At 62.5% G+C, this 13,160-nt stretch carries 13 protein-coding genes and 1 pseudogene; 7 read left to right on the plus strand and 7 right to left on the minus strand.

The features are described 5' to 3' along the window. Window positions 1–4: 4 nt before the first annotated feature. The 5 genes from AC07W0_RS26450 to AC07W0_RS26470 all read right to left on the minus strand — a co-directional run bounded on the left by AC07W0_RS26450 (window position 5) and on the right by AC07W0_RS26470 (window position 4,711). Window positions 5–2,080, minus strand: coding sequence for a GGDEF domain-containing protein (locus AC07W0_RS26450; RefSeq protein ID WP_102618541.1), 2,076 nt, complete (start codon window positions 2,078–2,080; stop codon window positions 5–7). Continuing rightward, on the minus strand, window positions 2,077–2,955 hold the full coding sequence (locus tag AC07W0_RS26455; protein WP_017849031.1) for an endonuclease/exonuclease/phosphatase family protein: 879 nt from the start codon (window positions 2,953–2,955) through the stop codon (window positions 2,077–2,079). Before AC07W0_RS26455 ends, AC07W0_RS26450 begins: the two co-directional genes overlap by 4 nt. A gap of 10 nt (window positions 2,956–2,965) precedes the next feature. Next, entirely contained in the window at window positions 2,966–3,601 is a 636-nt protein-coding gene (gene dsbA / locus AC07W0_RS26460) for a thiol:disulfide interchange protein DsbA (RefSeq protein WP_017849030.1), read from the minus strand. A gap of 167 nt (window positions 3,602–3,768) precedes the next feature. Further along, the gene (locus AC07W0_RS26465) at window positions 3,769–4,374 is read right to left on the minus strand and encodes a c-type cytochrome (protein WP_017849029.1); all 606 of its coding nucleotides are present in this window, start codon (window positions 4,372–4,374) and stop codon (window positions 3,769–3,771) included. Window positions 4,375–4,411: 37 nt separating this feature from the next. After that, window positions 4,412–4,711 (minus strand): c-type cytochrome, encoded by a 300-nt coding sequence (locus tag AC07W0_RS26470; RefSeq protein ID WP_017849028.1) that lies wholly within the window; start codon window positions 4,709–4,711, stop codon window positions 4,412–4,414. Between the two features lie 192 nt (window positions 4,712–4,903). Here AC07W0_RS26470 and yihA point away from each other — a divergent pair, with 192 nt between their 5' ends. Next, entirely contained in the window at window positions 4,904–5,545 is a 642-nt protein-coding gene (gene yihA / locus AC07W0_RS26475; protein WP_017849027.1) for a ribosome biogenesis GTP-binding protein YihA/YsxC, read from the plus strand. Between the two features lie 269 nt (window positions 5,546–5,814). On the opposite strand, the gene polA is transcribed toward yihA, so the two are convergent. Continuing rightward, window positions 5,815–8,589: a DNA polymerase I gene (gene polA / locus AC07W0_RS26480; RefSeq protein ID WP_102618540.1), complete on the minus strand. Its 2,775-nt coding sequence runs from the start codon at window positions 8,587–8,589 to the stop codon at window positions 5,815–5,817. Between the two features lie 74 nt (window positions 8,590–8,663). Here polA and AC07W0_RS26485 point away from each other — a divergent pair, with 74 nt between their 5' ends. Beyond that, window positions 8,664–8,954: a DUF2782 domain-containing protein gene (locus AC07W0_RS26485; protein WP_017849025.1), complete on the plus strand. Its 291-nt coding sequence runs from the start codon at window positions 8,664–8,666 to the stop codon at window positions 8,952–8,954. A gap of 56 nt (window positions 8,955–9,010) precedes the next feature. Further along, window positions 9,011–9,964, plus strand: a complete 954-nt coding sequence (locus AC07W0_RS26490) for a homoserine kinase (protein WP_046484367.1) — start codon at window positions 9,011–9,013, stop codon at window positions 9,962–9,964. A 51-nt stretch (window positions 9,965–10,015) separates the two neighbouring features. Here AC07W0_RS26490 and AC07W0_RS26495 read toward each other — a convergent pair whose 3' ends face one another. Then, entirely contained in the window at window positions 10,016–10,945 is a 930-nt protein-coding gene (locus AC07W0_RS26495; protein WP_017849023.1) for a zinc ABC transporter substrate-binding protein, read from the minus strand. 58 nt (window positions 10,946–11,003) lie between these two features. Between AC07W0_RS26495 and zur the strand changes: the two genes are divergently transcribed. The 4 genes and pseudogenes from zur to AC07W0_RS26515 all read left to right on the plus strand — a co-directional run. Then, window positions 11,004–11,486, plus strand: a complete 483-nt coding sequence (gene zur / locus AC07W0_RS26500; RefSeq protein ID WP_026140288.1) for a zinc uptake transcriptional repressor Zur — start codon at window positions 11,004–11,006, stop codon at window positions 11,484–11,486. Continuing rightward, entirely contained in the window at window positions 11,486–12,271 is a 786-nt protein-coding gene (gene znuC, locus AC07W0_RS26505; RefSeq protein ID WP_017849021.1) for a zinc ABC transporter ATP-binding protein ZnuC, read from the plus strand. The genes zur and znuC overlap by 1 nt, the downstream gene beginning before the upstream one ends. After that, complete coding sequence (gene znuB, locus AC07W0_RS26510; protein ID WP_102618539.1) at window positions 12,264–13,052, plus strand: zinc ABC transporter permease subunit ZnuB; 789 nt, start codon at window positions 12,264–12,266, stop codon at window positions 13,050–13,052. Before znuC ends, znuB begins: the two co-directional genes overlap by 8 nt. Window positions 13,053–13,089: 37 nt before the next feature. After that, window positions 13,090–13,160: pseudogene (locus AC07W0_RS26515) on the plus strand (PA5502 family lipoprotein); the annotation flags it as partial.

Genomic DNA, 13,160 nt, shown 5'->3' on the forward strand with positions numbered 1-13,160 from the left:
TCTTTTAGGCCGCCTGCACCCGGTTACGTCCCGCTGCCTTGGCCCGGTACAACGCCTCGTCGGCGCGCTTGAGCGCCAGGTCGCTGCGCTCGCCGGGCTGGAACTGCGCCACGCCCATCGACACCGTGATCGTCACCGGCTCGCCCTTGAAGTGGAACGGGCAGACTTCAATCGCCGCGCGCAGCGCTTCGCCGGCGGCGAGGGCATTCGCCAGGGATGAGTCGGGCATCAGCAACACAAACTCTTCGCCGCCGAAGCGCGCAATGAAGTCGCCGGGGCGCAGGCGCTTGCGCAGCACGCTGGCGATGATTTTCAGCACTTTGTCCCCGGCCAGGTGCCCGTAACCGTCGTTGATACGCTTGAAGTGATCGAGGTCCAGCATCGCCAGCGACAGGCTGTTGCCGCGCTGATGCCAGAGGTTGACCTCATGGTCCAGGCGCTCGCTCCACGCGGCACGGTTGGGCAAGCCGGTAAGCGGATCGACCAACGCTTTCTGGCGCTGTACTTCGAGGTGATCGCGATAACCCTGGGCCTCCTGCTCCATATTGGCGACGCGTTCGGCGAGCCCTTTCAAGCGCTCCGCCACTTCCTGCTCGCGCAGGTCACGCTGCTGCTGGTGCTGGTCCATGGTGCCGAGCAGGCCTTCAAGGTGGCTTTCCAATACCTGCTTGAGGCTGTCCAGGTCGGCGGCGCCCTGCACACTGCTTTGCAGGCCGTCGACCTGTTCGCGGATTTGCGTGTCCAGCTCACGGGCGGCCGAGCGACTGTCGGCATAGCCTTCGCTGGCCGTCTGCAGATGGCCCTGGAACGCTTCGAGGCGTTCGTTGAGCTGCTTGAGGTAGGCCTCGAACTCATGCTGGCCGCTGTCGGTGATCGCCAGCATCAGCGTGGCCAGGTCATCGAGGATCGGCAGCAGTTCGTACCAGTTCAAACCATGGGCCAGGCGCTCGCGCATGGCTTCGGCCTGGGGCCGGTGGCGCTCGGGCAGGGACAGGTCTTCCAGCAGGCCAAGCAAGGTGTCTTCAATGTGTTTGGCCACGGAGCTGTAGGACGGCTCCGGCGAATCGGGCAGGGCGTAGATTGCGTCCGCCAGCAGCTCGTCCGGGTCCGGCGCGTCCAGCACCGGCGGCAGTGACAGGCTGCCGATGACGGTTTGTTGCGGTGCATCGACCTGAACCGGCGGTGGTTCGATAAGCGCGGCGAGTGCGCTTTCGGCGCCAGGTTCTGGCGCCGCTGCTGGAAGCGCGGCAGGCGCCGCCACTTCGACGGGCCGGGCGATCGGCGTGGGCTGGGGCGCGGCTTCGGGGGCGACGACCGGGCTCACGACCTCGGCCGCCGTGGCCGCCTTGGCCGCTGCCACCGGTTCCGGCGGGGGCGGGGCCGAGCCTTGCGGCAACGGCGCGAACGCCCGCAGGGCCTGGGCCAACTCGTCGGACTGGGGCGGCGGTGCCGCCTCGGCGACGGGTTCGGGCACCGGCCTGGCGGCGGCGGGCGCAGAAGGCGCAGAAGGCGGCGGCGCGGGCTCGCCGGTCGGCGCCTCACTCGCAACTTCCTTGGCGCCAAACAGACGCTGCAACAGGCCGGGACCGGGGCGTGGTGTTTCGCCGTCCGGTTCCAGGTTATTCAACGCCTGCCCTTGCAGGTTGCTCAACTCACTGAGCAACAGCGGGATCTCGCGCGCCTGGCCCACGCGGCTATCCAGCTGCTTGGCGAAGGTTTTCAACGGGCGGGCCACCTCGCGGGGCAGCGGCAGTTTCTGCAACTGCGCAACCAGGGCCGTGAGCGCGCTGCTCATCTGGTCAATCCGGGTTTCGCGACGCTGCTCCGAATCCAGTACGGCTTTTTCCAGGCGCGGCAGCAATGCGGCGAGGGCGGCATCCATGTCGTCGCTGCGCACCACGTCGCGCATTTCCTTCATGCATTGATCGACCGCACGGTCGGTGCCTTCAGCGGCCAACGTACTGCGCACCAAGCCTCGGCGCAGCAGGTCGAGGCGGGCGGCCCAGCGGCGTTCGAGTTTGTCTTGTTGATCGATGCTTTTAAGGTATTTCTCTTTCCAGCGCTGGGCTTCGTCGCTCATGCAAGGGGTCCGCGAGGGCCGGGGCTCAACGCGGGCAATGCATCCACCGTGAGCGAACCCGGCAGACGAATCTCTACCGCGACCGGCAGGTGATCGGAGATGGGCTGCGCCAGCACCTGCACACTTTCAAGCGTGAGGGTCGGACTGAGCAGGATGTGATCAAGACAGCGTTGCGGGCGCCAGCTGGGGAACGTGGCTTCGACTTGCGGCGCCAGCAACCCAAGGTCACGCAACGGGGAATTCTGCAGCAGGTCGGTGGCATGGGTGTTCATGTCACCCATCAACACCTGATGCTTGTAGCCGCCAATCAACTCACGCACGTAGGCCAACTGCAGGTTGCGGGTACGTCCCCCGAGCGCCAGGTGCATCATCACCACCACCAGGGCTTCCGGACCTTGGCCAAAACGCACGAGGATCGCGCCACGACCCTTGGGGCCCGGCAATGGGTGATCTTCGATGGCCGATGGCTTCAGGCGGCTGAGCACGCCGTTGCTGTGCTGCGCCAGACGCCCGAGGTTGCGATTGAGTTGCTGATACCAGTAGGGAAATGCACCCAACTGGGCCAGGTGTTCCACCTGGTTGATGTAGCCGGAGCGAATGCTGCCGCCGTCGGCTTCCTGCAAGGCGACCAGGTCGAAGTCGCCCAACAGGTCGCCGATCTTCTGCAGGTTGCCCGCCCGCCCGTTGTGGGGCAGCAAGTGCTGCCAGCCACGGGTGAGGTAGTGCCGGTACTTCTCGGTACTGATACCCACCTGGATATTGAAGCTGAGCAGCCGCAGGCGGCTGTCCGCCGGCAGGCCCGTGGATTCCAGGTGAGCTTCGTTGACCTGCGGGTCATGCAGACCGACAACGCGTTCGGTACCCCAGCGACGCATGGCAGGCCCCTTACTTGGCGGCGCGTTCTTTGGCGATCAACTGGTCGGCCACATTGAGGGTCGCTTCAGGACCGCCGGTGGTGCCCAGGTCGAAACGGTACTTACCGTTGACGATCATGGTCGGAACGCCTTGCACGCCATAAGCCACGGCGAGTTTCTTGGCGGCTTCGATCTGGCCCTTGATGGCGAAGGAATTGAAGGTGGCCAGGAACTTGTCCTTGTCGACACCTTGGGTCGCGACGAAGTCAGCCATGTCCTCAGGCTTGGTCAGGCGCTTGCCTTGTTTCTGGATCGCCTCGAAGACAGCGTTGTGAACCTTGTGCTCGACACCCATGGCCTCCAGGGTCAGGAACAGTTGGCCGTGGGCATCCCATGGGCCGCCGAACATGGCAGGGATGCGTTTGAAGTTCACGTCCTTGGGCAGCTTCTCAACCCATGGGTTGATGGTTGGCTCGAAGGCGTAGCAATGCGGGCAGCCGTACCAGAACAGCTCCACCACTTCGATCTTGCCCGGCACCGAAACCGGCACAGGGTTGGCCAATTCCACGTAGGTTTTACCGGCTTCAAGCGGCACGTCGGCGGCTTGTGCGGTCATGCCGAAGAGGCTGGCGGTGACGAGAGCGGCGCTGAGGATCAGATTACGCATGCTTTACTCCTGGACAAATAAAGTCGCCTCACGCGACCTTTGTTGTGACAGGTCTGCGCGGGCATGAGTTCGTTAGTGTAACGGCACCGGCCACAAAAAAGGGCGGCCTAGGCCACCCTTTTTATGCTTGCATCAACGGATTAATCGAGCGTTAACGCAGCCCTCGATCAGTGCAGCCCCTGAATGTATTGGGAAACCGCTTCGATGTCCTTGTTGCTCAGCTTGGCGGCAATGCTCTGCATGATTTTGGTATCGCCGTCGTTGGTGCGATTACCTTCACGGAAGTCCGTCAGTTGCTTGGCGACGTACTGCGCATGCTGGCCACCCACATGCGGGAAGCCCGCAGCGGCGTTGCCCACGCCGTTAGGCGAGTGGCAACCGATGCAGGAAGGCATGCCTTTGTCGAGGTTGCCGCCACGGAACAGTTCTTCGCCACGGGCCACTTGCTTCGGATCAGCAGCTCCCACACTGCCTTTCTGGCTGGAAAAATAGGCCGCGATATCGGCCAGATCCTGATCGCTGAGGTTGGTCAGCAAGCCGGTCATTTCCAGGACCGTGCGCTTGCCGTCCTTGATGTCGTGCATCTGCTTGGTCAGGTAACGCTCACCCTGGCCGGCCAGTTTAGGGAAGTTCGGCGCCGGGCTATTACCATCCGGTCCATGGCAAGCACCACACACGGCGGCTTTCGCCTGACCCGCAGCAGCGTCGCCTGCAGCATGGGCAACACCGGTGATGCCCAAGGTCAACAGCAGACTCACGATCAGTTTGTTCATCAGCTAATCCAACTACGGCTAAGGGTTTAAGAGTTATCTAACCGGGTTTACTCACCATCCACTCAATGATGGCCTGGTAATCCTCGGTACTGCAGTCCATGCACAAACCACGCGGCGGCATTGCCTTGAAACCCTGGGTCACGTGTTGCACCAGCGTGTCCATGCCTTGCGCCAGTCTGGGCGCCCAGGCTGCCTGGTCACCCCGCTTCGGGGCGTTCGGCAGTTGGCCGGCATGGCAAGCCACGCAAACTCGGTTGTACACCGCTTCCGGTTCCTGTGTAGCCTGAGCGCCGTAAAGCGGCATCAAGACACCGACAGCAAGCAACCATCTGGTCATACATCGACCTTTTCAGGGTTTGGGAGCGTTTTGCGTTCTAATGCGCAATAAAGGTCTATCACTCCCGTGAACTTCATCCTTCGCTGGGACAAAGCACACACAAAATCTGCGGCATTATATACTGGCGCTACTGAAACGGAAACGACACCGCTTGCCGCACCCTTTTTCGGCACCGCCCACATCGGAAATCTCATGCAACTCAAGAACCCCATCCTCGGCCTGTGCCAACAGTCCACGTTCATGCTCAGCGCCGCCAAAGTGGACCAATGCCCCGATGACGAGGGCTTTGAAGTCGCCTTTGCCGGCCGTTCCAACGCGGGCAAATCCAGCGCCCTGAACACCTTGACCCATGCCAGCCTGGCGCGCACCTCGAAAACCCCGGGCCGCACGCAGCTGCTCAACTTCTTCAAGCTAGACGATGATCGGCGTCTGGTCGACCTTCCAGGCTACGGTTATGCAAAAGTACCTATCCCGCTGAAGCTGCACTGGCAGCGTCACCTCGAGGCTTATCTGGGTGGCCGGGAGAGTTTGAAGGGTTTGATCCTGATGATGGACATCCGTCATCCAATGACCGACTTCGACCTGCTGATGCTCGACTGGGCAGTCGCCAGCGGCATGCCGATGCATATCCTGCTGACCAAAGCCGACAAACTGACCTATGGCGCCGCCAAGAACACGCTGTTGAAGGTGCAGGCGGAAATCCGCAAAGGTTGGGGTGACACCATCACCATCCAGCTGTTCTCGGCGCCAAAGCGCCTGGGCCTGGAAGAAGCCTACACCGTGCTGGCCGACTGGATGGAATTGGCCGACAAGGGCGCAGAAACCGCGGAGTGACTTTTGCGCAGGCAAAAAAAACCCCGGACTTCGTATGGGGAGGGGAAGTTCGGGGTTCAAGCTCCGGACCGCTAGGGCGGGGTCCAGATATCTGCCAACACTTAACACAACATAGGAGCATTGAAGGGCTTCACCGCCCATTCAGTAACTCTGAGTGGCATTTCATGAGTTAAGTTCCGGCACGTACAAAAAACTATTTGCAATAAGCGACGGCGTTTTCGGGTCTAAAGCGTTCTGCCACCACCCTCGGCGGTGGCAGAACCGCGCTATCAGTGCGCTTCGTCCCAGTTATCACCCACGCCCACTTCCACCAGCAGCGGCACATCCAGCGTCGCCGCGTGGCTCATGTGCTGGCGGATCTCTTCACGCACTTGATCGACCAGATCCTCGCGAACCTCCAGCACCAGTTCATCGTGTACCTGCAGGATGACTTTGGCATCCAGGCCCGACGCGGTCAGCCAGTTATCCACCGCCACCATGGCTTTCTTGATGATATCCGCCGCCGTGCCCTGCATCGGCGCGTTGATCGCCGTGCGCTCGGCGCCTTTGCGCAGCGCCGGGTTCTTCGCGTTGATGTCCGGCAGGTACAGGCGGCGACCGAAGATCGTCTCGACATAACCCTGCTCGGCCGCCTGGGCGCGGGTGCGCTCCATATAGGCCAGCACGCCCGGATAGCGGGCGAAATAACGGTCGATATAGGCCTGGGACTGTTTACGATCGACACCGATCTGCTTGGCCAGGCCAAACGCGCTCATGCCGTAGATCAGGCCGAAGTTGATCGCCTTGGCGCTGCGACGCTGGTCGGTGGTGACCGCGCCCAGCTCCACGCCAAATACTTCGGCGGCGGTGGCCTTGTGTACGTCCAGATCATTGCGGAAGGCGTGCAGCAAGCCTTCGTCCTTGGCCAGGTGCGCCATGATCCGCAGCTCGATCTGCGAGTAGTCCGCCGCCAGCAGCTTGTAGCCTTTTGGCGCGACGAACGCCTGACGAATCCGCCGGCCTTCAGCGGTGCGGATCGGAATGTTCTGCAGGTTCGGATCACTCGACGACAAACGCCCGGTGGCCGCCACCGCCTGGTGATACGAGGTATGGATGCGCCCGGTGCGCGGGTTGATCTGCTCAGGCAAGCGGTCGGTGTAGGTGCTTTTCAGCTTGCTCATGGAGCGGTACTGCATCAGCACCTTGGGCAGCGGGAAATCCTGCTCGGCCAGTTCGGCAAGCACCGCTTCGGCGGTCGACGCCTGGCCCTTGGCGGTCTTGCTGAGAACCGGGTGGCCGAGTTTTTCGTACAGGATCGCGCCCAATTGCTTGGGCGAGCCGAGGTTGAATTCCTCACCGGCGATGGCAAATGCCTCACGCTCCAGCTCGACCATCTTCTCGCCCAGCTCAACACTCTGCACGCCAAGCAACTTGGCATCCACCAGCGCGCCCTGACGCTCGATACGCGCCAGCACCGGCACCAGCGGCATCTCGATATCGGTCAGCACGCTGACCAGGCTGGGGATCGCCTGGAGTTTTTCGAACAAGGTCTGGTGCAGACACAGGGTGACGTCGGCATCTTCAGCCGCGTAAGGGCCGGCCTGTTCGAGGGAGATCTGGTCAAAGGTCAGCTGTTTGGCGCCTTTACCCGCAATATCCTGGAAGCTCACCGTGGTGTGACCCAGGTATTTCTGAGCCAGGCTGTCCATGTCATGCCGCGTGGCGGTGGAGTCGAGGACGTAGGATTCGAGCATGGTGTCGTAGGCAATGCCCTGCACCGTGATGCCACAATTCTGATCGCCACCGATGGCACAGTTGGCGAGGATATTCATATCGAACTTGGCGTGCTGGCCCACCTTGAGCTTGCTCGGGTCTTCGAGGATCGGCTTGAGCGCGCGCAGCACCGTGTCGCGGTCCAGCTGCTCCGGCACGCCCATGTAGGAATGGGTCAGCGGGATGTAGGCCGCTTCATAGGGCTGCACCGCGAACGACAACCCAACCAGCTGCGCTTGCTGTGCATCGATGCCGGTGGTCTCGGTATCGAAGGCAAACAGCTTGGCCTCGCCGAGCTTCTTCAGCCACACATCGAAACGCGCCTGATCGAGGATGGTCTCGTACTTGAGCTCGGTGTTGACGACCGGCGCATTCTCGGCGACCGGAGCCGCCACCTCCAAGCCGGTGCGCTTGGCGTCGCGCTGCACTTCCTCGAACCAGCTTTTGAACTCCAGGAGGGTGTACAGCTCCAGGAGTTTTTCGCGATCCGGCTCGATCAGGTGCAGATCATCCAGGCCCACGTCCAGCGGCACGTCGATCTTGATCGTCGCCAGTTGATAGGAGAGGAAGGCCATGTCCTTATGCTCTTGCAGCTTGGCCGGCAGGGTCTTGGCCCCACGGATAGGCAGGCTCGGCACAATATCCAGATTTTCATACAGCTCTTTCAGGCCGCCATTGACGCCCACCAGCAAGCCGGAAGCGGTCTTCGGACCAATGCCCGGAACGCCTGGAATGTTGTCGGACGAATCGCCCATCAACGCCAGATAGTCGATAATCTGCTCCGGAGCGACGCCAAATTTCTCCTTTACGCCCTCCACATCCATGGCGCTACCGGTCATGGTGTTGACCAGGGTAATGTGCCCGTCCACCAGCTGCGCCATGTCTTTGTCGCCGGTCGAGATCACCACCGGGCGGTCCGCGGCTGCGCTGCTGCGGGCCAGGGTGCCGATCACGTCATCGGCTTCGACGCCTTCGACGCACAACAGCGGGAAACCCAGGGCGATCACGCTCTGGTGCAGGGGCTCGATCTGCAGGCGCATGTCGTCGGGCATGCTTGGGCGGTTGGCCTTGTATTCGGCGTACATTTCGTCGCGAAAGGTCCCACCCTTGGCGTCGAACACGACCGCGAACGGGCTGTCCGGGTACTGCTTGCGCAGGCTCTTGAGCATGTTCAACACGCCCTTGACCGCACCGGTCGGCAGGCCTTTGGAAGTGGTCAGCGGTGGCAGCGCGTGGAAGGCGCGGTACAGATATGAAGAACCGTCCACCAGGACGAGGGGGGCTTGGCTCATGAGCAGGATCAACCTTTTCGGCGGGTCAGGCGCTAGAATAGCCGGACCACAGACAACAAAGGGACAAGGTTATCATGCGCTCATTCAATCGCCTGCTGTTGACCGGCTTGTTTGCATTCGCTCCGATGGTTGCCATGGCGGCCGACAGTGCGCCTTCGGGTGATCCGGAAGTTACCATTCGCACAGAGGGCGACAGAACCATTCAGGAGTACCGTCAAAACGGTTTCCTGTATGCAATCAAGATAACGAAGAAAGGCTTCCCACCGTATTTCCTGGTGCGCGCGGACGGAACCGATGCGAATTTCATCCGCTCTGACCAACCGGATATGCTGATCCCGTCATGGAAGATCTTCGAATGGAAATGATTTCTTAACTTCAATTGGCGCCGCACACCGCGGCGCCCGTACTGGCAGTTTTAACCATGTCTGTGTTCACCCCCCTGGCTCGGACCGAGCTGGAAACCTTTCTTGCCCCTTACGGGCTCGGCCGCCTGCTTGATTTCCAGGGGATCGCCGCGGGTAGCGAAAACACCAATTTCTTCATCAGCCTGGAACAGGGTGAGTTCGTCCTGACCCTGGTCGAGCGCGGCCCGGTGCAGGAAATGCCGTTCTTCATCGAACTGCTCGACGTGCTCCACGACGCCGACTTGCCGGTGCCTTACGCCCTGCGCACCACCGACGGCGTGGCCCTGCGCGAATTGGCCGGCAAACCGGCGCTGCTGCAACCGCGCCTGGCCGGCAAGCACATCAAGGACGCCAATGCCCAGCACTGCGCCCAGGTCGGCGACCTGCTTGGCCATCTGCACCTGGCGACCCAGGGCGACAAGGTACTGGAGCGCAAGACCGATCGCGGGCTGGACTGGATGCTCAGCGAAGGCGCGCAGTTGATTTCGCACCTGGACGCAGCGCCGCAACGCCTGCTGCGCGACGCACTGGATGAGATCGAGGCCCACAAGGCGCAGATCCTCGCCCTGCCGCGCGCGAATATTCATGCGGATCTGTTTCGCGACAACGCGATGTTCGAAGGCACGCACCTGACGGGCTTGATCGACTTTTACAACGCCTGCTCGGGCCCGATGCTGTACGACGTGGCGATCGCCCTGAATGACTGGTGCTCGGACGCCGACGGCGTACTCGACGGCCAGCGCGCCCGCGCACTGCTCGGGGCTTATGCGGGGTTGCGCCCGTTTACCGCGAAAGAAGCCGAGTTGTGGCCGACGATGTTGCGCGTGGCGTGCGTGCGGTTCTGGTTGTCACGCCTGATCGCGGCGGAGTCGTTTGCCGGGCAGGATGTGTTGATTCATGACCCGGCGGAGTTCGAGCATCGGCTGGCGCAGCGCCAGCAGGTCGCGATCCAGCTGCCGTTCGCGCTCTAAAATGCGGGAGGGAGCTTCTTGCTCCCTCCTACAGACGTTATGCCTGGGCTTTCAGAGCGACTCCAGGCAGCCCGCCAAGTCATTGCCCAGCTTGTCCAGCACCTGTTCGTAACCTTGAGCGGAAGCCGGGGTGTACCCGCCCAACGCATCCAGCTCCGCCAATTTCACCGGCAAACCGGCCACCAGCGTTTCCGCCAGGCGCGGACGCAGCGGCGGCTCACTGAACACGCAGGTCTTGCCGACTTCCTGCAAACGTGTACGCATCGCCGCCACATGCTGGGCACCGGGCTGCACTTCGGCGGCCACGCTGAACACACCGGCGTGCTTGAGGCCGTAGGCCTCTTCGAAATAATCAAAGGCTTCGTGGAACACAAAGTAAGGCTTGTCGTGGATGCCGGCCATCCGCGCTTTCAAGCGCGCGTCCAACGCATCCAGTCGGCTCACGAACGCCTTCACGTTGAGCTGGTAGCGCTCGGCATTGGCCGGGTCCGCGGCGCTGAGGTCGGCGCCCATGCGTGCGGCAATCACCCGGGCGTTGAGCGTCGACAACCACAGATGTGCGTCCAAAGTGCCTGGGCGATGATCGTGGTCATGTTCGTCGGCATCGTCGGCGTGGGAATGGCTATCTTCGGCGAAACGACGGAGTTTCATGCCCGGAAGATCCTGCACGGCCACCGTCGGCAGGCTGCGCCCCTTGAGGACGCGGGGCAGGAAGCCTTCCATGTCCGGGCCGATCCAATACAGCAGGTCTACCGACTGCACGCGCCGCACGTCGGATGGGCGCAACGCATAGTTATGCGGCGAGGCCCCCGGCGGCAACAACACCTCGGGAACCGCCACGCCGTCCTGCACAGCCGCGGCAATCAACTGCAGCGGCTTGATGCTGGTCAGCACCTTGACCTCCGCCTGAGCGGCACCCGCGGTGAGCAAACTGGCGACAAATACGACAAAAACGGGAAAAAGTCGGGACACGATGACCACTCAATGGCGTAGGAACGGGTAACATAATAACGTCTCTATCAAATATCTGTCGCCGCTCATGCCTATAACACCGCTTGCCAGCCGTCCCCACGACCACTCTCACTGCGTGCATACCGCGCTGTCGGAGGCCGACACCCTCTGCGCACGGCAGGGTCTGCGCCTGACCGCCCTGCGTCGGCGCGTGCTGGAACTGGTCTGGCAGAGCCACAAGCCGCTGGGCGCCTACGACATCCTCGGCGTGCTCAGCGAGCAGGACGGTCGCCGCGCCGCGCCGCCCACGGTGTACCGCGCGCTGGATTTCCTGCTGGACAACGGCCTGGTACACCGCATCGCGTCACTCAACGCCTTCGTCGGCTGCAACCACCCGGAACACGCGCACCAGGGTCAGTTCCTGATCTGTCGCAAGTGCCACGCCGCCATTGAGCTTGAGCAAAGCAGCATCAGCGACGCCATCATCCAGAGCGCCGCCGACGTCGGCTTCAAGGTGGAAGGGCAAACCGTCGAAGTCGTCGGACTCTGCGCCGGTTGCCAGGGGGCTTGATGAGCAACGCGTTAATCCGCCTGGAGCAGGTCGGGGTCACGTTCGCCGGGCAAAACGTGCTGGATAACATCGCGCTGAGCGTCGAACCGGGGCAGATCGTCACGCTGATCGGCCCCAATGGCGCCGGCAAGACCACCCTGGTGCGCGCCGTACTCGGCCTGCTCAAGCCCGACACCGGCAGTGTGTGGCGCAAGCCCAAGCTGCGTGTCGGTTATATGCCGCAAAAACTCTTCGTGGACCCGACGCTGCCCTTGTCGGTGCTGCGCTTCCTGCGCCTGGTGCCGGGCGTGGACCGCGCCCGCGCGCAAGCCGCGCTCAAGGAGGTCGGTGCCGAACAGGTCATCGACAGCCCGGTGCAAAGCATCTCCGGCGGTGAAATGCAGCGCGTGTTACTGGCCCGCGCCCTGTTGCGCGAGCCGGAGCTGCTGGTGCTCGACGAACCGGTGCAGGGCGTCGACGTCGCCGGCCAGGCCGAGTTGTACAGCTTGATCACCCGCCTGCGCGACCGCCTTGGCTGCGGCGTGCTGATGGTCTCCCACGACCTGCACCTGGTGATGAGCACCACCGACCAAGTGGTGTGCCTCAACCGCCACGTGTGCTGCTCCGGCCATCCGGAGCAAGTCAGCGGCGATCCGGCGTTCGTCGAGCTGTTCGGCAAGAACGCGCAGAGCCTGGCGATTTATCACCACCATCACGATCACGCCCATGACCTGCATGGCGCCGTGGTCGACGATCCCGCCACACCCCACACTCACGTTCATGGAGATAGCTGCAAGCATGGCTGATTTTCTGCTCTACGCCCTGCTGGCAGGCTTGGCTCTGGCGCTGGTGGCGGGCCCGCTGGGCTCGTTCGTGGTCTGGCGGCGCATGGCCTATTTCGGCGACACCTTGTCCCACGCCGCATTGCTGGGCGTGGCCATGGGCTTTCTGCTGGATGTGAGCCCGACCATCGCCGTGACCGTCGGCTGCCTGCTGCTGGCGGTGCTGCTGGTGACCCTGCAACAGCGCCAGCCGCTGGCCTCCGACACGTTGCTGGGCATCCTGGCGCCCAGCACCCTGTCCCTGGGCCTGGTGGTGCTGAGCTTCATGCATGAAGTACGCATCGACCTGATGGCTTACCTGTTCGGCGACCTGCTGGCGATCAGCCCCACGGACCTTGCGTGGATTCTCGGCGGCAGCGCAGCCGTGCTGGTGCTGCTGGTGACGCTGTGGCGCCCGCTGCTGGCAATCACCGTGCATGAAGAACTGGCCACGGTGGAAGGCTTGCCCGTGCCCGCGCTGCGCATGACCTTGATGTTGTTGATCGCCGTGGTGATCGCTGTCGCGATGAAGATTGTCGGCGTATTGTTGATCACGTCACTGCTGATCATTCCCGCAGCCGCCGCCCAGCGCCACGCCCGCTCGCCGGAACAGATGGCGATCGGCGCCAGCGTACTGGGGATGCTGGCAGTGTGTGGGGGCCTGGCGCTGTCCTGGTTCAAGGACACGCCGGCAGGGCCGTCGATTGTGGTCACGGCGGCCGCCCTGTTTCTGCTGAGTTTTGTCCTGCCCCGTCGAGGGGTGTAGACTTGCTCGCTTTTTGCGCAAATAGAGAGTCGCAGGAATGAAGCCGTTCACCTCCCGTTATCTGCTCCTTGCCGCATTTTCCCTGCTGCTGGGCGCTTGTCAAAGTAC

It is taken from the genome of Pseudomonas sp. GW704-F2 (genome assembly GCF_059423025.1).